The following is a 22,150-nucleotide window of genomic DNA, read 5'->3' as shown; positions in this document are numbered from 1 at the left end:
GGAGGGTAAGCCCGTGACTTTGCAACACTCGCATGCGCCGTTGGCGCGGCGTCCCATGGCCAAGGCCTTGCTGTTGAGCCTGTCCCTGGCGGCATTCCCTGCCGTGGCGGCCGATTATCTGGTGCGCGACGCTGCTGCCTATGCCACCGCGGTACGCGCCCTCGCCCCCGGCGATACGGTGATCCTGGCGGACGGCGTCTGGCGCGACATGGACCTGCTTTTCCGGGGCACCGGCAAAATTGGTCAACCAATTAAGTTGACGGCGCAGACCCCCGGCAAGGTGATTCTCAGCGGCCAGTCCCAGCTGCGTCTGGCCGGTGAGCACCTGGAGGTCTCCAACCTTGTCTTCCGCGATGGTTGGGCGCCGGGTGGCGAAGTGGTGTCATTCCGGCGGTCCGCCAGTGAGTGGGCCAACCACAGCCGGGTGACCGGGATCGTCATCGACCGCTACAACAAACCGGACCGCCAGCAGTCCGATCACTGGGTGGCGCTGTACGGCCAGCACAACCGCTTCGACCACAACCAGCTGGTCGGCAAGACCAATGCGGGCACCACCCTGGTGGTGGTGCGCAACGCCACCAGCGGCCTGGACAACCAGCACCGCATCGACCACAACTGGTTCGGCCCGCGCCCCAACCTGGGCGCCAACGGCGGCGAGACGATGCGCATCGGCACCAGCCACGATTCGCAGTCCGATTCGCGCACCGTGGTGGAGAACAACTGGTTCGAGCAGTGCGATGGCGAGGTGGAGATCGTCTCCAACAAGTCCGGCGGCAACACCTACCGTGGCAACGTCTTCCAGGACTCGCGCGGCTCACTGGTGCTGCGCCACGGCCACGGCAACCGGGTCGAACGCAATGTGTTCCTCGGCCATGGCAAGGCGCATACCGGTGGCGTGCGCGTGATCAACCGCAACCAGACGGTGCGCGACAATTACTTCGAAGGCATCGCCGGCGACAACTTCGCTGCGGCGTTGAGTGTGATGGCCGGTACCCACGACGCGCCGTTGAACCGCTACGAGCAGATCGATCACGCGGTGATTGAACGCAACAGCTTCATCCAGGTCGGCACCCTGTTGCTGGGCGCGGGGCTGGATGAGGAGCGCAATGCGATGCCGGTGAACAGCCGCATCGCCGGCAACCTGTTCATCGGCGATGGGCACCGCGAGCTGCTGCGCACGCAGGGCGATCTCTCCGGCATCAGCTTCGCGGGCAATGTGCAGAGCCCTGCCGCGTCTGCCGGCTTCCCTGGCGGTGTCAGCGGCCAGACCCTGGCCCTGCAGCGCGCGGCCAACGGCCTGCTCTACCCCACCGCCGCCATCGATGCCGGTGCCCCGCGCGATCTGACCCCGATTGCCCGCGACCAGGTCGGCGTGGACTGGTACCCCAAGACCCTGCCGACCACCGCCTTGGACAGCGGCGCCGTGCGCAGGGTCGCACCGGGCGAGGACACTCTCACCGCCGCCGTGGCCGCCAGCGCCCCCGGCGACCGCCTGCAGCTGCAGCGCGGCCGCTACACCGTGAGCCAGGTGCTGGCGGTGGACCATCCGCTCAGCGTGGTCGGCCCCGCACGTGGCCAGGCCAGCGTGCAGTTCTCGCGGCCGAGCCTGTTCGAGATCGGCGCACGCGGTTCGCTGCGCCTGGCGCGGCTGGACATCGACGGCGCGCTCGCCCCGGATGCCGCCGGCAACGCGGTGATCCGCGTGCCGCCCGGCAGCCAGGCCTTCAACTACACGCTGCGCATCGAGGACAGCCGCGTGCACGGGCTGACCGCCAACAAGGCCTTCGATGTGATCGCCACCGGCAAGGGCAGCCTGGCCGCGCGGATCGCACTGGCCCACGTCACGGTGGAGGACATCACCGGCAGCGTGATCGCCGCGGCCGCGGAGACCGACGATCTGGGCACCTACAACGCCGAGCAGGTCGATCTGCTGGACTCCACGTTCCGCCGCATCGGCGGGCCGGTGGTGAACCTGTATCGCGGCGGCACCGACGAAAGCACGTTCGGTCCGGCGCTGCAGGTGCACGGCAACCAGTTCGAGCAGGCAGGGGTGGCCGATGACACCAGCCTGCGCCTGCATGGCGTGCAGTTCGCCAGCATCCGCGACAACCGCTTCGACCGCAGCGGCCGCATCCGTTTCAGCCATCGCGTCGGGGAACCGACCCTGCGCATGGGCGACAACCCGCTGACGGCCACCGCGCCGTTGCTGTCCGATACCCCTGTTGAGGCCCTGCCATGAATCACGCCCCGCCCCTGATGCTGCTGCTCGCCGCCACGCTTGGCGGGGCTTTGTTGCCCGCCGCGCAGGCCGCGCCCGCCGCCCGGCAGGCGCCCGCCGATGCCGCCACCGCGCCGGTGCTGGTCACCGCCGCGCAGTGGACGCAGATGCGTACCGAGGGTGGGCGATCACCACTGTTCGCCAAGGAACAGCAGCGTGCCGAACAGCGCGTGCGCGCGATGATGAAGGCCGGCATCGACGTGCCGGTGCCCAAGGACAAGGGCGGCGGTTACACGCACGAACAGCACAAGCGCAATTACCAGGCCATCCAGGCCGCCGGCGCGCTGTATCGGCTGACCGGTGACAAGGCCTATGCCACCTTCGCCCGCGACCTGCTGCTGGGCTACGCCAAGCTCTACCCGGGGCTGGGCGCGCACCCGCAGGGCCGCGGCCAGATTCCCGGCCGGCTGTTCTGGCAGACCCTCAACGATTCGGTCTGGCTGGTCAGCGCGGCGCAGGGCTACGACGCGATCCGCGACACGCTCAGTGACGCCGACCGCAAAACGATCGACGACAACGTATTCCGCGCGATGGCCGATTTCCTGTCCGGCACGCCGGAGAACTTCGACAAGATCCACAACCACGCCACCTGGGCTGTCGCTGCCGTCGGCATGACCGGCTACGTGCTGCGCGACACCAACTACGTCGACAAGGCCCTGCAGGGCAGCAAGCGCGATGGCAGTGCCGGCTTCCTGAAACAGGTGGATCAGCTGTTCTCGCCGGACGGGTATTACGAAGAAGGCCCGTACTACCAGCGCTATGCGCTGGCCCCGTTCATCCTGTTCGCCAACGCCATCGAGCGCAACGAACCGCAACGCGGCATCTTCAAGCGTCGCGACGGCGTGCTGCTCAAGGCGGTCGATGCGCTGGTGCAGAGCAGCTACGGCGGCTACTTCTTCCCGATCAACGACGCCATTCTCGACAAGGGGCTGGACACCGAGGAACTGGTGGCCGGCATCGATATCGCCTACGCGCAGACCGGTGATGCACGCCTGCTGTCCGTCGCCAGAACACAGAAGCGCGTGCTGCTCTCGCCCGAAGGCCTGCAGGTGGCCCAGGCGCTGGCGGAGAACAAGGCCAAGCCGTTTGGCTTCGTACCGACCCTGCTGCGCGATGGCCCGGACGGCACCGAAGGCGCACTGGCGATCCTGCGCATGGGCGGCGAGAACGGCCAGGCGCTGGTGATGAAGAACACCAAGCAGGGCATGGGTCACGGCCACTTCGACAAGCTCAACTGGTTGTTCTACGACAACGGCCAGCGCGTGGTGACCGATTACGGCGCGGCGCGCTTCCTCAACATCGAAGCGAAGGCCGGTGGCATCTACCTGCCGGAGAACAGCAGCTGGGCCCGGCAGACCATCGCGCACAACACGCTGGTGGTGAACGAACAGAGCCACTTCGGCGGCGACTGGAAGAAGGGCCAGCCACTGGCACCGACGCCGCTGCTGTTCGCGGCCAGCGACGACACCCAGATCGCCTCGGCACGGATGGAGGGCGCCTACGACGGGGTCAGCTTCACCCGTACCCAGGCGCTGCTCTCGCACCCCTCGCTCGGCGAGCCGGTGGTGCTGGATCTGCTGCGTGTCACCGGCAGCAAGGCCGCACGCTATGACCTGCCGCTGCACTTCAATGGCCACATCATGGACGTGGGCTTCAAGACGCAGTCCGCGGTCGCCGCACGTCCGGTGCTGGGCAAGGCCAACGGCTACCAGCATGTGTGGATCGATGCGGCCAGCGAGCCGACCAGCGACGCACGCAGCCTGACCTGGTTGCTGGACGGCCGCTTCTATACCTACCGGTTCGCCAGCACCGCGCCCTCGCGCGCCCTGATCGGCGAGAGCGGTGCGAATGATCCCTCGTTCAACCTGCGCCGTGAGCCGATGCTGCTGCAGCGGGTGGATGGGCAGGCTGCCACCACGTTCTACGGCGTGCTCGAACCGCACGGCCAGTACGACGGCACTGCCGAAACCGTGCGGGGCGCCAACAGCCGCATTGACCGCCTCACCCACTACCGCGGCAAGGATGCAGACGTGCTGGTGCTCGACCTGGCCGGCGGCAAGCAGCTCGCCGTGGGCATCGCCGATGACCCGGCCAAGGGCGGATCGCATGAAGTGAGCGGCGGCGGACACAGCTGGCGCTGGGACGGTGGCTGGAAGCGCTTCGATACCGGCACCCGCACCGGCAAGGACGGCAAATGAAGGTCACCACGCAGGCCCGCACCTATGTCCGTTGGCTGATCGTGGCGCTGATCGCCATTGCCACGGTGATCAACTACATCGACCGCAACGCCCTGGCCGTGATGTGGCCGCAGATCTCCAAGGACGTCGGCGCGACCAAGGAAGACTACGCGCTGCTGGTCACGGTATTCATGCTGTTCTATGCCGCCGGCCAGTTCGTGTTCGGCCGCCTGTTCGACATCATCGGTACGCGCCTGGGCTTCGCGCTGTCGATCGCGGTGTGGTCGATCTCGATCGCACTGCACTCGGTCACCCACTCCATCCTGTCCTTCAGCATCGTGCGCGCCATGCTCGGCATCAGCGAAGCCGGCGCGTGGCCGGGTGCGGTCAAGGCCAATGCCGAGTGGTTCCCGGCACGTGAGCGTGCGTTGGCACAGGGCGTGTTCAATGCGGGTGCTTCGATCGGCGCGATCGTGTCGGCACCGCTGATCGCCGTGCTGTTCCTGTGGCTGGGCTGGCGCGGCACCTTCATCCTGATCGGTGCGATCGGCTTCATCTGGCTGCTGCCGTGGCTGATCATCTACCGCGCCGGCCCGGACAAGCACCCGTGGGTGAGCGCGGCCGAGCGCGCGTTGATCCTGGATGCACCCACCGAACAACCAACCGTACCGGTCCCCGAGTACGTGCCCAGCATGCGCCAGCTGCTGGGCCATCGGCAGACCTGGGGCATCCTGATCTCGCGGTTCTTCCTGGACCCGATCTGGTGGCTGTTCGTGTCCTGGCTGCCGCTCTACCTGGCCGATACCTTCGGTTTCGACATCAAGCAGATCGGCATCTTCGCCTGGGTGCCGTATGTCGGCGCGATGATCGGCAGCCTCGGCGGCGGCTGGTTGTCCGGGCGCCTGATCGGCGCCGGCTGGAGCGTGGACAAGGCCCGCAAGGTGGTGATCACCCTGGGCGGCGCGATCATGGCCCCCGCGCTGCTGGGCGCGGTGCTGGCCACCGATCCGGTCTGGGCCGTGGTGACCATCGCCTTCGTACTGTTCGGCTTCCAGATCGCCATCGGCAACATCCAGACCCTGCCCGGCGACATCTTCAGCGGCAAATCAGTCGGCTCGGTCGCCGGCCTCGGCGGCATGGCCGCGGTGGCCGGCACGCTGATCACCACCTGGCTGGTGCCGGCGATGACCCACGAATCCTACGCACCCATTTTCATCCTGGTGGCGGCCCTGGTGCCGGCCTCCCTGCTGGCGCTGTGGCTGGTCACCGGTCGCGTGGAAAAACTCCACGGCCCGGTCGAGCGCCGCTGAGCCCTCTTCTTCCCTTTCCCCCAACGCATCACAGGAGTGTTTCATGACCCAATTCAAGGACAAGGTGGCGATCGTCACCGGTGGCGGCCGTGACATCGGCCGCGAGATCTCGCTCAAGCTGGCCGCGGCCGGTGCCAAGGTCTGCATCAACTACGCCAACGACGAAGCCAGCGCGCAGGAGACCCTCAAGCAGGTCGAAGCCGCCGGCGGCACCGCGATCGTGCATCGCGCCGATGTCACCGATGCCAAGGCCGTGGCGGCGATGGTCGCTGCAACCCAGGCCGCGTTCGGCCCGCAGATCGATGTACTGGTGAACGTCGCCGGTGGCATGGTCCAGCGCCGTCCGCTGGCCGAGATCGATGAGGCGTTCTTCCACAAGGTGATGGACCTCAACATGAGCTCGGTCTACCTGACCACGCATGCGGTGGTGCCGCACATGCCCGAAGGCGGCGCGATCGTGAACTTCGCCTCGCAGGCCGGGCGCGATGGCGGTGGCCCGGGTGCGGCGATCTACGCCACCGCCAAGGCCGCAGTGATGACCTTCACCCGCGCCATGGCCAAGGAACTGGGCCCGCGCGGCATCCGGGTCAATGCGCTGTGCTGCGGCATGATCGCCACCCGCTTCCATGACGAATTCACCAAGCCGGAAGTGCGCACCGCGGTGGCCGGCAACACCCCGCTGCGCCGCCAGGGCCGACCGCAGGAAGCCGCCGATACCGCGGTGTACCTGGCCTCGGATGCAGCCGGTTTCATCACCGGTGCCAACGTCGACGTCAACGGCGGCACCTACTTCTCCTGATTGACCCGCTGACCGCCTGGGAGGGCCGCCATGCTGCGCTGGATCACTGCATTCTCTCTTGCACTTGCCACCAGCGCCGCGGCGCTGCCCGCCCAGGCCCAGGTCTGGGTGCCGGCCTGGACCGCCTCGCCGGCGCCGGATCGTCTTGATGGCACCCCCGAGGCCCCGGTGCGGTTCGCGAACCAGACCGTGCGCCAGGACATGCGCCTGGCCAGTTCGGCACGCGCCCTGCGCTTCCGCATCAGCAATGAACTCGGCCAGGCCCCGCTGCATATCGGCGGGGCCTCGGCCCACCTCACCGGCACCGCCACCGCGGCCAAGCCGGTCACCTTCAATGGTCGCGGCGAGATCGTGGTGCCGGTCGGCGCCGCCCTGCTCAGCGATCCGGTCGCGATCACCGCGCCGGCGCTGGCCGACGTCTCGCTCACCGTGTATTTCCCGGATGCCACACGGCCGGCCGTGCGCCGCACCGCGCTGCGCATCGCCGATGGCCGCGCAGCCACCGTGGGCGACGCGGTCAAGCTCGCCTACCGCCAGAACGTGGTCTCCGCCGTGCTCGCCGAACGCGCCAGCAAGCCGGTGGTGGTGGTCGCCCTGGGCGACTCGATCACCGAAGGCGCCACTGCCACCCGCGGCAGCAATGGCGACTGGCCGGCGCTGCTGTCCGCCCGTCTGCAGCAGGCGTGCCCGGACCAGGTGGTGGTGGTCAACGCCGGCATCAGCGGCAACAAGGTGATGGATCACGGCCGCAGCCACAGCGCGTTGGCGCGGCTGGACCGCGATGTGATCGCACTGCCGAACGTGGACCGCGTGATCCTGTTCGAAGGCATCAACGACATCCGCCATGATGGCGGCGTCCCGCCCGTGGCCGGCCGCAACGCCGAGGACATGGTGCTGGGTTACCGGCAGATCGCCGAACGCCTGCACAGCAACGGCATCCGCCCGATTGCCGCCACGATCACGCCCTTCGGTGGTTCGGACCGCTACGAGCCGATCTCTGCCGCCACCCGCACCACGCTCAACACCTGGATGCGCGGCGGCCGCAGCGGCTTCGATGGGCTGATCGACTTCGACCAGATCCTGCGCGATCCGTCCAACCCGGAGCACCTGCCCGAGGAGATCACCCGCGACCACCTGCATCCCAACGACGAGGGCTACCGGCGCATGGCCGCGGGCATCGATCTGGCGCTGCTCGGGTGCCCGGCGCGATGAGTGGCCAGACCTTCGTGGTGGCACCAGACACCGGGCAGCGCTGGGACGCGCTGGCACTTGGGGAGGTGATGCTGCGCTTGGATCCCGGCGAAGGCCGGATCCGCAGCGCGCGCCAGTTCAACGTGTGGGAAGGCGGTGGCGAGTACAACGTCGCCCGCGGCCTGTGCAGCACCTTCGCCCATCGCACCGCGGTGCTCACTGCCCTGCCGCGCAACGAGCTGGGGCTGCTTGCCCAGCAGCTGATCCAGGGCGGCGGGGTGGATGCCAGCCAGATCGTGTGGCGCGACTACGATGGCATTGGCCGCAACACCCGGATGGGCCTGAACTTCACCGAGCGCGGCTTCGGGGTGCGTGCGCCGCTGGGTATGTCCGATCGCGCGTACTCGGCGGCCTCGCAGCTGCAGCCGGAGGCGTTCGACTGGGATGCGCTGTTCGGGCAGCACGGCGTGCGCTGGCTGCACACCGGCGGGATCTTCGCCGCGCTGTCCGAGCACAGCGCGCAGACCGCGATCACCGCGGTGCGGGCCGCGCGCCGGCACGGCGTGGCCGTCTCCTACGATCTCAACTACCGCGCCAGCCTCTGGAACAGCCATCCCGACCCGGATGCCGCGCGTCACGCCAACTGCGCCATCGCGGCCGAGTGCGACCTGTTGATCGGCGATGAGTATTCGTTCGCCGCATGCCTGGGCATGGACCTGAGCGATCTCGGTCGCCGCCACACGCCGATGGATGTCGGTCCGGCGGAGGCGGCCGCCGTGCGCGCGATGGCGCAGTTCCCGGCGTTGCAGGCGGTGGCGTTCACGCTGCGCGACGCCGCCAACGCTGCCCGCCACGGCTGGGCCGGTGCGCTGCGCACGCGCTCGCAGCTGTATGTCTCCGACGCACGCGAAGTGGATCTGCTCGACCGTGTCGGCGGCGGCGATGCCTTCGTGGCCGGCGTGGTGCATGCGCTGCTCAGCGGCAAGGGCGAGCAGGCGGCCGTGGATCTGGGCGCGGCACATGGCGCGCTGGCGATGTCCACGCCGGGCGACTACGCCATCACAAGCCTGGCCGAAGTAGAGGCCGTGGCGCGGGGAGATGGCGCCGCCGCACGACGCTGAGCGCCCTGCGCGCGAGGACTCAGTGCGCGATCGAGAGGTGTTCCAGGGCCTTGCGCGTAGAGAGCGTCAGCGGCGCGGGCAGTGTATCCGCGGTGAACCAACCCAGCCCGAGCAGTGCCTCGGGCTCCTGCACGGACGCGATCGCGGTGTCCTGCGCCCGCACCAGATACACCGGGGCGACCCAGTGCTGGCCAAGCGCCGGCTCGAAATGATCGACCACGCACAACAGACGCTCCACCGTCACGTGAAGGGCGGTCTCCTCTTCCACCTCGCGGATCACCGCGTGTTCGACGGTTTCCATCCAATCGACCTTGCCACCGGGCAACCCCCAATGCCCCTGCTCGGGCGGGCGCCCACGCTGGACCAGCAGGATCGCGCCATCGGCACGCTGGATGACGGCACCACAGCCGAGCCGAGGCTGCTGCAGATCGGTGGATGGGGACATCGGGCATCTCCATGAAAGTGACTCATTATCCCTCGGGCCCCGTGCCTGGATCGCGCCCACGAAAAAGGCCCGGCAATGCCGGGCCTTTTCTGCCACGCCGATCAGGCACGTGGCGATGCGGTCACGCTGGGATTACCAGCTGAAGCGCGGGCCGACCGACCATTCCTTGTCACCATGGCGATCCATCTTGATGTCGCCATTGATGCCCCAGTTCTGGTTCAACTTCACCTGGCCACCCAGGCGGCCGTAGAACTGGCCATCCGGATTGACGCCGTGCTTCTTGCTGTAATCCTCGTAGCCGGCCATGGCATAGACTTCGGCGTGCTGGCCGAACGCGGTACGGATACCGGCTTCAGCGCTGTAGCCGTTGAAATCCAGGCCTTCCTTCGGGTCGAACTTGTTGTAGGCAACGCGGCCCACGAAGTCGGTGCTGTTGCCGATTTCCTGGTTGTAGCCGACGCCGACGCGCCACTGGTCAACCTTGAAGTTGCCGATGTCGGTCTTCTGCTGGTTGTACTCACCGAAGGCGTGGAAGTTCGGCAGGAAGGCATAGGAACCCTTCACGCCCCAACCATCGGCCTTGCCGCCATCTGCGTCGGTCTTGACGTAGTCGGCTTCAGCGTAGTTGTAGGACAGGCCTTCAGCCGCCGAAGCGGTGAACGGGAGGGCGGCAGCCAGGGCCAGAGCAATCAACGAAGTCTTCATGGGGGTACACCTTTATGTCTTGGACTACTTGCACCCGGCATGGAGGCCGGACTGCATCGGGAATGTAAATTCTCCGTTATTCGACACAACCCCCCCTGAAGTTGACCGCGTCCACAAAAGTGAATTTTGGGGCGGCGTTCAGACGCGCTCTGGCATACGCGCGTGGCTTTTCTCAGGCGATGAAGGCGTGAATGCCCGTACGGCGCGGCGCTCACGTGGGCAACTGAAAAGGAGGGGCCAAGACCGCGCGCGCGAACCACGCACGGAAAGGACTCTGGTCACGACGGTGCCCTTGCGGGGCGTCACGCGCTGGGGAAGCCGCTCTTGGGGAGTAATCGGCTAACGCGTCCATCCTCCTGAATGCACCGGGGTCCGTGCCGCGAGGCATTGGACCGCAGGGCGCCGTGGGGCGTCCTGCCCGGCATCGCCATCATGTGTTGAATGCGTCAGATACAACATCAGGAAGTTCCTCTCTCTGACTCAGAGTTTTCTGACCCGGCCCCGGTCAGCGGCGTTCACCCCCTGCGAAGGGCCGCCGGCGCACTGTCGATTGGCCGCCCCCTGGTTCGTCGTATGTCTTGAAGACGCCCATTCCGGCGCGTCATCTGGAGCTTTGCCATGGCTTACATCGATGGTTTCGTACTGGCCGTCCCGACCGCGAACAAAGACGCCTTCCTCACGCACGCCCGCATGGGCGATGCGATCTGCATCGAGCATGGTGCGCTGCGCGTGGTGGAGTGTTGGGGCGATGACGTTCCGCACGGCAAGCAGACCGACTTCCATCGCGCGGTGGAGGCCAAGGAGGATGAAACGGTGCTGTTCTCCTGGATCGAATGGCCGGACAAGGCCACGCGCGATGCCGGCATGCAGAAGATGATGGAGGACCCGCGGATGAACCCGGAGAGCAACCCGATGCCGTTCGATGGCAAGCGGATGATCTACGGCGGCTTCGTGCCGGTGGTGGAACTCAAGGGCTGAGCAGTTCTGCTAGCGCTCAGCGCGGGTGGGCGGATTCGTCGTCGCTCTGGAATCCGCCGCCCGTGCCACTGCCACCACCGCCCATTCCCGCGCCACCGCCATCGGCTTTTCCACCGCCTCTGTCTGCCGCATCGCTCTTGCCTTTCGCACCCGCGGAGGGCCGCGCCGGGCCTTGGCGGGGGATGGCGACCGTGGTTGGAATCGGATCCAGGTCCAACGCCTGACGAATGAAATCGCGCAGCGACACCACCAGCTCGGCCGTGGGGACTGCGCGGCCCTGGGCCATCTCGTTGGCCGCATGCGCAGCCAGGCGCACCTGCTCATCCGTGCCCAGCAGCACAATGTCCGACAGGGCTGCTTCGACCGCATCACGGATCCGGCGCGCACGCTCGCCACCGCTCTCGGCCTCTGCGGGCAGATGCAGCGCATCGCCTTCTTCGCGTCCGTCGGGCAGCGCGCGGAAATCGCGGCGATGGCGTGGATCGACGTCGAGCGTACCGGTGAACGATCCGCCGAGGACTTTGTAAGCGGCGATCAGCGTGCGCAGACGCTCGTTGATCTGGCGGTTCTCACGTTCGCGGCGCTGCTGCATGGTCTGCATAACCAGCAGCCGGATGCCGACGCCGATCAGGGTGATGACCGCCAACCCGACCAGGGTGGAGAGCATGGCCTGCCAGGAGCTGAAATCGAGTCCGCGCATTGCGTCTTCCCGTGAACGTCTGCCGATCAGGTTAGCAAGGGACGCGGGGAGGTGATGGTGATGACAGGGTCCGGGAGCCTGATCGCACAGTGACGCGATGCGCTCGACCGGGGATGCCGACATGACAGCGGGCGGGCACAGGCCCACCCCACCATGCCGCTCCCGCCCTCAGGCAGGAGCAGCACGTTACAACTTACTTACTTGCGGGCGCGCTTGGCCGGTGCCTTGCGGGCAACCGGCTTGGCGGCCGCACGCTTGGCCGGGGCGGCCTTGCGGGCCGGGGCCTTCTTGGCCACAGCCTTCCTGGCGGTAGCAACCTTCTTGCCGACGGTCTTCTTGGCCGCTGCGGTCTTCTTGGTCACGGCCTTCTTGGCCGTGGCGACCTTCTTGCCAACCGACTTGCGGGCAACGGCGGTCTTCTTGCCGGCCACCTTCTTGGCGGTCGCGGTCTTCCTGGTCACGGCCTTCTTCGCGGTTGCCGACTTCTTGGCAACAGCCTTCTTGGCGGTGGCGACCTTCTTGCCGACGGTCTTCTTGGCGACAGCGGTCTTCTTGCCGGCGACCTTCTTGGCCGCTGCGGTCTTCTTGGTCACGGCCTTCTTGGCGGTCGCCGACTTCCTGGCAACAGCGGTCTTGGCAGCGGCGACCTTCTTGCCGACGGTCTTCTTGGCGGCCGCGGTCTTCTTAGTCACGGCCTTCTTGGCGGTCGCGGTCTTCTTGGCGACAGCCTTCTTGGCGGTGGCGACCTTCTTGGTCACGGTCTTCTTGGCGGCGGCGGCCTTCTTGGTCACGGCCTTCTTGGCGGTCGTGGCCTTCTTGCCGGCAGCTTTGGTGGTCTTGGTCACGACCTTTTCAGCGGCGGCCTTCTTCTTGGCAACCTGCTTCTTGATGGCGGTGGCTTCGGCCTTGGCGTTCTTCTTGGCCGCTTCCAGCTTCTGCTTGGCGGTAGCCAGGGTCTTGCCAACCGACTTGGCGGCCTTGTCAGCCTTCTTGGCGACGGTCTTCTCGACCTTGGTCACGGCCTTTTTGACCTTGGCGACCTGGGTGGTGGCAGCCTTGCGTGCGCGCTTGGCGGTCTTCTTCACCGAAGCGACTGCATCTTCCGCAACGTGTGCGATGGTCTCGCCCACATTGGTGGCGGTTTCTTTTGCATCTTCGACGGTCTGCGAGAGAACCGTGGTCACACCATTACCGTTGCTCATTGAGTGCCTCCTAAGGGGCCTGGTTAGTCAAATCGCTGGCGATGCTATACCGGCGCGGTCCATCGTGGAACGGTCTTGATGCGATGCTCGTGCCAAGCCGACAGTAGCACCCTCATCGGCGGCAGCAAGCAATGCACCGGTCGCGTGCACGAAACCCCTTGAAAACAGCAGTGGCGTTCCAGCACGTGGCACGCGCGATGTATCTCGATGCGCATGTTGGCTGCATGCAATGAGCCGATGATCGGTCGTCGCACTTGATCCATTCCCTGCCCTCGCAGCCGGCATTTGCGCTGGTTTCGATGACGTGGATGCGCCTTGCCGGTGCATGAGCCGGGTGCGCCTGGACGTTGCCAAGCACACCACGCCGCCCTCCTTCGCACCTCGCCACCGGCCCATATCGGCCCCGCCCTCCATGCCCAGGCAACGTCACCGGAAGACCGACGACGCCGCGAATTTCATCCCGGGTTTAGCCGGTTGCGGACACACTCATTCAGGTTGAATTACCGTATACGTGTTTTCCCTGCCCCCGCCCCCTCCGACACGGAACCGCCGGACCATGCGACCGCTCCCGACCCTGCTCACGCTCGCCCTCGCCGCTGCCTTCGGCGGGTTCACCGCCACGGCCATCAACGCGCACCTGGACAACCGTGCCGAAGCGGCGCCGGCCGCGTACACGATTCCCAGCGCGGCCGCGCTGCCCGCAGCGGTCGCCGGGCAACCTGTGCCCTCGCTGGCGCCGATGCTGGACCGTGTGATGCCGGCGGTGGTCAGCGTCAACACCAAGCAAGTGGTGCGCGTGCGCAACCCCTATTTCAACGACCCGTTCTTCCGCCGCCTGTTCCCGGAAGTGCCGCAGGAACGCATCAACGAATCGCTGGGCTCGGGGGTGATCATCGATGCCGCCGAGGGCCTGGTGCTGACCAACCATCACGTCATCGACAACGCCGACGACGTGCAGGTGACGCTGGCCGACGGGCGGACGGTGAAGGCTGAATTCATCGGCTCCGATGCCGATACCGATGTCGCGTTGATCCGCATTCCGACCGGCAACCTGACCGAGATCAAGCTCGGCGACAGCGCGCAGCTGCGCGTGGGCGACTTCGTGGTGGCGATCGGCAACCCGTTCGGTTTCAGCCAGACGGTCACCTCCGGCATCGTCTCGGCGGTGGGCCGCAGCGGCATCCGCGGGCTGGGCTACCAGAACTTCATCCAGACCGATGCCTCGATCAATCCGGGCAACTCCGGCGGCGCGCTGGTCAATCTGCAGGGCCAGCTGGTCGGCATCAATACCGCCAGTTTCAATCCGCAGGGCAGCATGGCCGGCAACATCGGCCTGGGCCTGGCGATCCCCTCCAACCTGGCGCGCGACGTGGTCGACCAGCTGGTCAAACACGGGGTGGTGGTGCGCGGCACGCTGGGCATCGAAAGCCAGAACCTGACCCAACAGATCGCGCAGGGCCTGGGCCTGACCGAGACACGCGGCGCGCTGGTCACCCGCGTGCTGTCCGGTTCCAGCGCAGCCGCTGCAGGACTGAAGCCGGGCGATGTGGTGGTGTCGGCCAACGGCCAGCGCGTGGACAGCGCGCAGGCGCTGCACAACGTGGAAGGTCTGCAGCCGGTCGGCAGTACGCTGACCCTGGACGTGCGCCGCGAGGGCAAGCCGCTGCAGATCAAGGCCACGCTGAAGGAGCAGGCGCGCGCGGTCACCGGCGAGTCGCTGGACCCGCGCCTGGGCGGGGCCACGTTCGTCGATCTTCCCGAGTCGCTGCGCCAGGCCGGCGTCAGCGGCGTACTGGTCAGTGACGTCAAACGCGGCAGCCGCGCGGCAGCCTCCGGGCTTGCGCAGGGTGACGTGATCACCGCGGCAACGGCAGGTGAGTTTGCCGACCTCGCCAGCTGGCGCGCCAACTTCCAGCAGCGCCCCGCGCAACTGGTGGTAAGGATCATCCGAGGAAACAGCGGCGGTCAGCTGGTCATGCGCTGAACGCGCACGCAGCCGTAACGTCGCTTACACCCGGGCGGTGCTATTACCTTGTGTTCGTTGCCGTCGGATCGTCCGCGGTCACCTTCCCCATCGCACAGCAGGAGATACACGATGAGCCCCACCAATACCGAGAACCTGAAGGAACACCTGGGCGAAGCCGGCTCGCACCTGAAGTCGGCCGCCACCGCCGCAGGCGGCGCCATCAAGGGCGCCACCGGCGCTGCCGGTGATGAGCTGCGCCTCGGCAAGGCCAACGTCAAGGCCGAGCTGTCCGATACCGCGCTGTCCGGCCTGGCCGCTGCCGAGTTCGGTGGTGCCGCCGCCAAGGAACAGGTCGATGCACTGATGGACAAGGGCAAGGACCTGGTCGACAGCGCAGCCGAACTGATCCGTGAGCGTCCGCTGGCCTCCTTCGGCGTGGCCTTCGCGGCTGGCTGGATCATCGCCAAGCTGGCCCGCAGCGGCGGCGACAAGTAAGCATCGGCGTGAGCGATCAAGCCCAGTCGACCGCTCCCGGTGGCGCGGATACCCCGCCACCGGACAGCGGTGAGAAAGCACCACGCCTGGACGAGAGCATCCGCCAGGTCGGTGAGGCCGGCCGAGAGACCGTCGATTCGGCCAAGCACACGCTGCGCTCCCTGCGACGGTTGGCCTCGGCCGACTTCGCACTGGCGCGCAGCGCGTTTGGCCGGGCGCTGGCCTGGGCCGGCGTGGCGATCGTATTCGGCGCATCGGCCTGGTTGTTGCTGGCCGGTACGCTGATCGCCCTGATGCAGCGTTGGGGCCTGTCCTGGTTCCATTCGCTGCTGATCACCTCGATCGTCAGCCTGCTGGTCACCGGTTATGCGATGTGGCGGGTGTCGTTCTTCTTCCGTCATACCGGCATGCATGCCACGCGCCGCCAGTTGTCGCGGCTGGGGCTGTATGACGAGCCCAGCGATGAAGATCCGGATGCCGACGTCGATACCACAGGGGTGAAGCGATGAACTTCGAAGCCTTGCGGCAACGCGTCCAGCGCGCCGAGCTGGTGGTCGCGGTGCGGGTGGAGAAAACCCGCAGCAGCTGGTCCACCCTCAGCACCGTCTGGCGTACCGGATGGACACCGCTGCGCATCATCACCGTGGGTCTGGCCGGCGGCTTCCTGGCCGGCAAACTGGAACCGACCGGCCTCGGCGCGAAAGTACAGGGCGCACGGTGGTTGCAGATGATCGGCTCGGTGTCCAATCTCGTCGCCAGCACCCAGGCGGCGTTTGCCTCGATGCAGGCCAGCGAAGCGGCTGACACCGCCGAGCAGGCGGCGGACAAGGTGGATGACGCCGCCGATCAGGCGCCGCGTCAGGCGGCTCCGGCTCCCGCAGCAGCAACGCCGCGGCTCAGCCCGGAACGGCGTGCCGAATCGGCCTCGCCCCATCAGCCGCAGCCAGCCGAGGCGGCCACGGATATCTCCGAACGCTGATCGCAGTGCGCTCAGCCGTGTCTTCCGAAGGCCCTGCGGCGTCGCCGTGGGGCCTTTCCTGGTCTGCACGTCCCCCACACGCCACGCGCACCCGGCTTGCCCAATAATGACGCTCCTTTCCCGTGTGCGACCCGCATGAGCGTTCCGCTTCCTCCTTCCGCCGAAGCCGTCGTCGCACCGTCCCCGCCGCGTCCGCGCGCCCCGATGTCGCTCGTGGTCCTGGCCACGCTGGCCGTCGCGTTCACCTTGTGGGCGGCGCAGGATGTGGTGCTGCCGATCCTGCTGGCCATGTTCTTCGCGCTGGTCGGCAACCCGATCCTGCGGATGCTGCAGAAGATCTGGATCCCCCGTTTCCTCGGCGCGGTGCTGGTGCTTGGCGTGGGCTTGAGCGGCGCCGCCGCACTGGGCGTGCAGCTGGTGGGCCCGGCGATGGAGTGGGCCCAGGAGGCACCACAGCAGCTGCGCAAGGTCGCCCGCCAGGTGCAGAACCTGACCAAACCGGTGCAGCAGGCCAACCAGGCCGCCGAGAACTTCGCGCGCGTGGCCGGTGGCGAAGGCAGCCGCCGGGTACAGATCGTGCGCACCCAGATGGATGATCCGTACAAGGTACTGACCCGTGCGCCGCGGTTGGCTGCTTCGGTACTGGCGGTGGTGCTGTTGACCCTGTTCTTCATGATCTACGGGCAGAGCCTGCAGAAGCACGCCATCGCGTTGTTCCCCAGCCGCCAGCAGCAACGGTTCACCACCGACATCCTGCGTTCGATCGAACGCGAGGTCTCGCGGTATGTCCTGACCATCACGGTGATCAACACGCTGGTCGGCCTGGTGTTCTCCGGCATCCTGCTGCTGCTCGGCATCTCGCTGCAGGAGGCGCTGCTCTGGGGCACCGTGGCCGCGCTGCTGAACTTCGCGCCCTACGTGGGGCCGCTGATCGGCGTGGCGCTGATGCTGCTGATGGGGTTCGTGGAGTTCAGTGATCCCTTCAAGGCACTGCTGCCGGCAGCCTGCTATCTCGCGCTGCATACCATCGAGGGCCAGGTGGTGACACCGATCGTGCTCGGCCGGCAGATGGCGATCTCGCCGCTGATCCTGATCCTGGCGCTGATGGTGTTCGGCTGGCTGTGGGGCATGATCGGCCTGCTGCTGGCGGTGCCGCTGCTGGTCTGCATCAAGCTGGTGCTGGCGCGGCTGGATGGCACCCAGGGCTGGGCCAAGCTGCTGGAATAAGCGGTTCAGGACAAGGACACGGCTGGCCGCGCGATCCCCGGTGCTGCCAGAATACCGGCACCCTTTTTCGGATGGATCCCGGCCCTGATGTCTTCCTTCGCTACCCGTTGCCTCGCCCTCGCCGGCCTTGTCACTCTCGCTGCCCCGACGTTGGCCGCACCCCCGCCCAGCGCCGAGGTGGCCAGCCGCCAGCTGATCGAGGCGGTCACCTGCAAACGTCACCTGACGCCTGCGCAGTTCGCCGCGCTGGCGAAGGTGCTCAAGCCGACCGAGCTGCAGGCGTACGGCGAGCTGTCCGATGGCGAGTATGCGCTGACCACGCCGCTGCTCGTGCTGGGCCAGCCAGTGAACCGCCTGCACCTGTACGACGGTGCCAACGGCGAGGACAGCATCGACAGCTACACCGCCTACTTCAGCACAGCCGGTATCGAACAGATCGCAGCGCTGGCGAAGATTCCGCGCAACGAAGCCGGCGACTACACCCTGGAAGTGGGCCGCCACGACCTGAGCGTGCGGCAGGACGAGGGCCAGGCATCCATCGCCTGCTCCTACGACCTGCGCTGAAGCACCTCATCTCGGCGCCTGCGCGCACCATGAAAGCCCGCGCGCGCAGGCGTAGAATGGCGGGGTGAATTTCCCCGTCCAAGCCATCACCCTCGACCTCGACGACACCTTGTGGCCGTTCGCCCCCATCGGCGCCCGCATTGACCAGGTGTTGTACGAGTGGATGCTCCAGCACAGCCCCGCCACCGCCGCGATGTACCCGGTGGCGGCGATGCGAGAACTGCGCGAGCGCTCCTTCCATGACAACCCGCACCTGCACTACGACCTGAGCGCGCTGCGCCGGTTGACGCTGAGCGAGGCGCTGGAGAAAAGCGGCGCCGATCCGGCGCTGCTGGAGCCGGCCTACGAGGCGTTCTACGCCGCGCGCAACCAGGTGGAGTTCTACCCGGATGCGATGGAGGCGCTGGCCCGGATCGCCGCACGCGTGCCGGTCGCCGCCCTCAGCAACGGCAATGCCGACCTGCAGCGGATCGGCGTGTCACACCACTTCTCCTTCCAGCTCGGCTCGCGCGAGCACGGTGCGGCCAAGCCGGCCGCCAGCATCTTCCATGCCGCCTGCGACCGCCTCGGCGTCGCGCCTGCCCAGGTCCTGCACGTCGGCGACCACGCCGAGATGGACGTGGTCGGTGCGATGCAGGCCGGCCTGCGCGGCTGCTGGATCAACCGCGAAGAACACACCTGGACCCACCCTTCACTGCAGCCCGATCTGCAGTTCGACACCCTGACCGGGCTGGCCGACTGGCTGGATGCGAACGCATCCGCCCAGCACGCGTAAGCCGCCGCCCAAGGAGCATTCGAGTCCCATGTCCCAGATCAACGGTTTCACTTCCGAAACGCGCAACGCCCTGCCGCTGCACGTGATGACCCGCGAGCAGTACGCCGGCTGGCGCGCGCAGCAGTCCGACGCGCTGGGCGCGTGGCTGGATGCGCAGCGGTTCAACGGCAGCGGTGGCAGCGTGGTCCTGCTGCCGGGCGAGCACGGCCTGGCCGGCGCCATCGTCGGCGTGGGTGACCCGGGGGATGTCTACAGCTACGCGCATGCGCCGTTCGCGCTGCCGGAAGGCACCGTCTGGACGCTGGCGGATGCACTGGCACCGGAGATCGAGACCCTGCTGCAGCTCGGCTGGGGCCTGGGCAGCTACCGCTTCGCGCGGTATCGCAAACCGAACCGCGCGCCGGCCCAGCTGGCCGCCACGCCCTCGGCTGAAGTGCGCGACGTGATTGCCGCCAGCCTGCGCGTGCGCGACTGGGTCAATACCCCGACCGAGGACATGGGTCCGCAGCAGCTGGAAGATGCCGCGCGCGATCTGGCCACCGCGCATGGCGCGCAGATCGAGGTGATCACCGGCGATGCGCTGCTGGAGCAGAACTTCCCGTCCATCCACGCGGTGGGCCGCGCCTCGCATCGCGCGCCGCGCCTGATCGTGCTGCGCTGGGGGACTGCAGGCCAGCCGCACGTGGCACTGGTCGGCAAGGGCGTGTGCTTCGATACCGGTGGGCTGGACATCAAGCCGGGCGATGGCATGCGCAACATGAAGAAGGACATGGGCGGCGCCGCGCATGCGCTCGGCCTGGCCGGGCTGATCATGGCCCAGCAGCTGCCGGTGCAGCTGACCCTGCTGATCCCGGCGGTGGAAAACGCGATCGGTCCGGATGCGTTCCGCCCGGGCGAAGTGATCGCCACCCGCAAGGGCCTGAGCATCGAGATCGACAACACCGACGCCGAAGGGCGCGTGATCCTCGCCGATGCGCTGACCTATGCCAGCGAGCAGCAGCCGGAGATCGTCCTCGATTTCGCCACCCTGACCGGCGCGGCCCGCATCGCGCTCGGCCCGGACCTGCCGGCGCTCTTCAGCAACGATGACACCCTGGCCCAGCAGTGGCTGCAGGCCGGTGAATCGGTGCGCGATCCGGTCTGGCGCATGCCGCTGTGGCGCCCGTACCTGCGCTACCTGCACAGCAACATCGCGGATCTGGCCAACGCCGGTTCGCGCATGGCCGGCTCGGTCACCGCCGCGCTGTACCTGGAGCGCTTCATCGCGGAAGGCCAGACCTGGGCACACCTGGACGTATACGCCTGGAACGACGGCGAGCGCCCGGGCCGCCCAGCCGGTGGCGAAGCGCTGGCGCTGCGTTCGGCGTGGGCGATGCTGAAGACGCGTTACGCCTGAGGCACGGCCGGGTATTGCCCGGCACGCGCTGAACCACACGATCCCCGCCCCAGCGGGGATCGTCGTTTTTGGAGAGTTGTCGAAAATGTGAATATCGGCTTGCGCCGTGTTCTGCGACGATGCCCGCTGTCGCCCACCCACACGCATCGTGAAGGCAGGAATCCGGACATGTCGCTCTTCGGCTACACCCGCGCTGGTCGCGAACCGGGCGGCCCACGCCCTCCCTCACCGTTGCTGTGGATCGCGCTCATCGCGCTGATCGCCGGCGGCCTGGTGCTGGCCTTTGCCTGGCTGGCCGGCTGGATCGGCCGCGACCGCGTCACCGCGCAGACCTTCACCGATGCCATCGAGGCGACCGCCCCCCCGCAGCCCGGCTTCCGCCGCGCGCATACCAAGGGTGTCTGCGTCAGCGGTGTGTTCCAGGGCACGCCGGAAGGCGCGGCACTGAGTTCGGCACGCGTGTTCCGCCAGCGCCAGGTACCGGTACTGGGCCGCCTCTCGATCGGTGGCGGCGACCCGCACGGTGCGGACAACAAGGCCCGCGTGCGCAGCATGGCGCTGCAGCTGGTCAGCGACGATGGCCAGGAATGGCGCATGGCGATGAACAGCTTCCCGTTCTTCGCGGTGCCCACCGCCGAGGCCTTCCTGGAACAGACCCGCGCCGGCACGCCGGACCCGGCCACCGGCAAACCGGACCCGGCGAAGATGGCCGCCGTGCTGGAAAAGTACCCGTCCGCGCGGGCCTTCCAGCAGTGGGCCAAGACCGCCCCGTGGTCGAACAGCTGGGCCAACACCGCCTACAACGGCGTCAACAGCTTCCGCTTCACCGCCGCCGATGGCAGCCACCGCTTCGTGCGCTGGAGCATGCGCCCGCAGGCGCCGTTCGAAGACATGACGCCGGAGCAGCGCGCGCAGTCCGACGATGATTTCCTCAGCGAGGAGTTCGCGCAGCGGCTGGCACAGGGCCCGGTGCGCTGGGACATGTGGGTGACCATCGCCAACGACGGCGACCCGATCAATGATCCCTCGCAGGTGTGGGCGGAGGATCGCCGCCAGGTGAAGGCCGGCACGCTGACCCTGAGCAGCATGCAGCCGCAGGCCACCGGCGCCTGCCGCGACCTCAACTACGATCCGCTGATCCTGCCCAGCGGCGTGGCCGGCACGGATGACCCGATCCTGGCCGCACGCTCGGCGGTGTATTCGCAATCGTTCAATCGCCGCGAGCGTGAAATCGCCAGCGGCAAAGCGCCCGCCGCCACGGGCAAGGAAGGTGCGCGATGAACCGTGATGCCGGCCATTTCAATCTCCTCGCACGCGTCCTGCACTGGCTTATGGCGGCCATGATCCTGACCATGCTGTTCGTCGGCGTGACCATGGTCGCGTCGCTGCACTGGCGGCCGATGCTGATCGATCTGCATCGGCCACTTGGCATCGCGATCCTGCTGCTGGTGCTGGTGCGCCTTTACAACCGCCTGCGGCATCGCCCGCCGCCGCTGCCGGCCGATCTGCCCGCCTGGCAGGCCGCGGCCGCGCATGCCTCGCACTGGGTGCTGTACGGGCTGATGCTGGCCATGCCGCTGGTCGGTTGGGGCATGCTCTCTGCTGGCGGCTACCCGATCGTGATGGGCGGCGGCGTACATCTGCCAGCGATCCTGCCGCACAACCCGGCGCTGTATGCCGCCCTGCGCAACGCGCACAGCCTGTTGGCCTATGTGCTGTTCGCCACGGTGGTGATGCACCTGTCGGCCGCGCTGTTCCACCTGTGGGTGCGCCGCGATGGAGTGTTCGAGGCGATGGCGAAGGGGCCGGAGAAAGAGCGCAACGACGATGCCGGATAAATCA

The 22,150-nt window shown here is 67.4% G+C and carries 21 protein-coding genes; 17 read left to right on the top strand and 4 right to left on the bottom strand.

Features of this window, described 5'->3' with window-relative positions:
* The first annotated feature begins 55 nt into the window (after positions 1–55).
* Genes EDF74_RS16805 through EDF74_RS16780 form a run of 6 tightly spaced genes read left to right on the top strand, consistent with a single transcriptional unit; the run spans position 56 to position 8,876 of the window.
* Positions 56–2,239, top strand: a complete 2,184-nt coding sequence (locus EDF74_RS16805; RefSeq protein ID WP_260232297.1) for a polysaccharide lyase 6 family protein — start codon at positions 56–58, stop codon at positions 2,237–2,239.
* The gene (locus tag EDF74_RS16800) at positions 2,236–4,476 is read left to right on the top strand and encodes an oligoalginate lyase (RefSeq protein WP_260232296.1); all 2,241 of its coding nucleotides are present in this window, start codon (positions 2,236–2,238) and stop codon (positions 4,474–4,476) included. The genes EDF74_RS16805 and EDF74_RS16800 overlap by 4 nt, the downstream gene beginning before the upstream one ends.
* Positions 4,473–5,765 carry an MFS transporter gene (locus tag EDF74_RS16795; RefSeq protein ID WP_123731168.1) on the top strand — a complete coding sequence of 431 codons (1,293 nt, stop codon included), beginning with the start codon at positions 4,473–4,475 and terminating at the stop codon, positions 5,763–5,765. The genes EDF74_RS16800 and EDF74_RS16795 overlap by 4 nt, the downstream gene beginning before the upstream one ends.
* A gap of 43 nt (positions 5,766–5,808) precedes the next feature.
* A complete protein-coding gene (locus EDF74_RS16790; RefSeq protein ID WP_019185567.1) occupies positions 5,809–6,564 on the top strand; it encodes an SDR family NAD(P)-dependent oxidoreductase in 756 nt (251 codons plus the stop codon).
* Positions 6,565–6,594: 30 nt separating this feature from the next.
* Positions 6,595–7,776 carry a GDSL-type esterase/lipase family protein gene (locus EDF74_RS16785; protein WP_123731167.1) on the top strand — a complete coding sequence of 394 codons (1,182 nt, stop codon included), beginning with the start codon at positions 6,595–6,597 and terminating at the stop codon, positions 7,774–7,776.
* On the top strand, positions 7,773–8,876 hold the full coding sequence (locus EDF74_RS16780; protein ID WP_123731214.1) for a sugar kinase: 1,104 nt from the start codon (positions 7,773–7,775) through the stop codon (positions 8,874–8,876). Before EDF74_RS16785 ends, EDF74_RS16780 begins: the two co-directional genes overlap by 4 nt.
* 19 nt (positions 8,877–8,895) lie before the next feature.
* Here the strand turns inward: EDF74_RS16780 and EDF74_RS16775 are convergent, their stop codons facing one another.
* Positions 8,896–9,321 carry an NUDIX domain-containing protein gene (locus EDF74_RS16775; RefSeq protein ID WP_123731166.1) on the bottom strand — a complete coding sequence of 142 codons (426 nt, stop codon included), beginning with the start codon at positions 9,319–9,321 and terminating at the stop codon, positions 8,896–8,898.
* Positions 9,322–9,453: 132 nt separating this feature from the next.
* Positions 9,454–10,026, bottom strand: a complete 573-nt coding sequence (locus tag EDF74_RS16770; RefSeq protein ID WP_121044142.1) for an Ax21 family protein — start codon at positions 10,024–10,026, stop codon at positions 9,454–9,456.
* Positions 10,027–10,644: 618 nt separating this feature from the next.
* Here EDF74_RS16770 and EDF74_RS16765 point away from each other — a divergent pair.
* A complete protein-coding gene (locus EDF74_RS16765) occupies positions 10,645–11,004 on the top strand; it encodes a DUF1428 domain-containing protein (RefSeq protein WP_123731165.1) in 360 nt (119 codons plus the stop codon).
* A gap of 16 nt (positions 11,005–11,020) precedes the next feature.
* Here EDF74_RS16765 and EDF74_RS16760 read toward each other — a convergent pair whose 3' ends face one another.
* Entirely contained in the window at positions 11,021–11,704 is a 684-nt protein-coding gene (locus tag EDF74_RS16760; RefSeq protein WP_123731164.1) for a hypothetical protein, read from the bottom strand.
* Between the two features lie 197 nt (positions 11,705–11,901).
* Positions 11,902–12,906: a histone gene (locus EDF74_RS16755; RefSeq protein WP_123731163.1), complete on the bottom strand. Its 1,005-nt coding sequence runs from the start codon at positions 12,904–12,906 to the stop codon at positions 11,902–11,904.
* A 556-nt stretch (positions 12,907–13,462) separates the two neighbouring features.
* On the opposite strand from EDF74_RS16755, the gene EDF74_RS16750 reads away from it, so the two are divergent.
* The 10 genes from EDF74_RS16750 to EDF74_RS16705 all read left to right on the top strand — a co-directional run bounded on the left by EDF74_RS16750 (position 13,463) and on the right by EDF74_RS16705 (position 22,146).
* Entirely contained in the window at positions 13,463–14,890 is a 1,428-nt protein-coding gene (locus tag EDF74_RS16750) for a Do family serine endopeptidase (RefSeq protein WP_123731162.1), read from the top strand.
* A 111-nt stretch (positions 14,891–15,001) separates the two neighbouring features.
* The gene (locus tag EDF74_RS16745; RefSeq protein WP_121044161.1) at positions 15,002–15,367 is read left to right on the top strand and encodes a hypothetical protein; all 366 of its coding nucleotides are present in this window, start codon (positions 15,002–15,004) and stop codon (positions 15,365–15,367) included.
* An 8-nt stretch (positions 15,368–15,375) separates the two neighbouring features.
* Positions 15,376–15,876, top strand: a complete 501-nt coding sequence (locus EDF74_RS16740) for a phage holin family protein (protein ID WP_019185547.1) — start codon at positions 15,376–15,378, stop codon at positions 15,874–15,876.
* Positions 15,873–16,346, top strand: coding sequence for a protein sip-5 (locus EDF74_RS16735; protein ID WP_123731161.1), 474 nt, complete (start codon positions 15,873–15,875; stop codon positions 16,344–16,346). Before EDF74_RS16740 ends, EDF74_RS16735 begins: the two co-directional genes overlap by 4 nt.
* Before the next feature lie 135 nt (positions 16,347–16,481).
* A complete protein-coding gene (locus EDF74_RS16730) occupies positions 16,482–17,573 on the top strand; it encodes an AI-2E family transporter (RefSeq protein ID WP_123731160.1) in 1,092 nt (363 codons plus the stop codon).
* Positions 17,574–17,660: 87 nt separating this feature from the next.
* Positions 17,661–18,137 carry a hypothetical protein gene (locus EDF74_RS16725; RefSeq protein WP_123731159.1) on the top strand — a complete coding sequence of 159 codons (477 nt, stop codon included), beginning with the start codon at positions 17,661–17,663 and terminating at the stop codon, positions 18,135–18,137.
* Positions 18,138–18,201: 64 nt separating this feature from the next.
* The gene (locus EDF74_RS16720) at positions 18,202–18,912 is read left to right on the top strand and encodes an HAD family hydrolase (protein WP_123731158.1); all 711 of its coding nucleotides are present in this window, start codon (positions 18,202–18,204) and stop codon (positions 18,910–18,912) included.
* Between the two features lie 28 nt (positions 18,913–18,940).
* Entirely contained in the window at positions 18,941–20,308 is a 1,368-nt protein-coding gene (locus EDF74_RS16715) for a leucyl aminopeptidase family protein (RefSeq protein ID WP_123731157.1), read from the top strand.
* A gap of 168 nt (positions 20,309–20,476) precedes the next feature.
* On the top strand, positions 20,477–21,589 hold the full coding sequence (locus EDF74_RS16710) for a catalase family peroxidase (RefSeq protein WP_123731156.1): 1,113 nt from the start codon (positions 20,477–20,479) through the stop codon (positions 21,587–21,589).
* Positions 21,586–22,146, top strand: a complete 561-nt coding sequence (locus EDF74_RS16705) for a cytochrome b (RefSeq protein WP_123731155.1) — start codon at positions 21,586–21,588, stop codon at positions 22,144–22,146. Before EDF74_RS16710 ends, EDF74_RS16705 begins: the two co-directional genes overlap by 4 nt.
* The last annotated feature ends 4 nt before the right edge of the window (positions 22,147–22,150 follow it).

Origin of the sequence: Stenotrophomonas rhizophila (assembly GCF_003751305.1) — a bacterium.
Classification (GTDB): domain Bacteria; phylum Pseudomonadota; class Gammaproteobacteria; order Xanthomonadales; family Xanthomonadaceae; genus Stenotrophomonas; species Stenotrophomonas rhizophila_B.
This window is presented reverse-complemented; position numbering and strand designations above follow the sequence as displayed.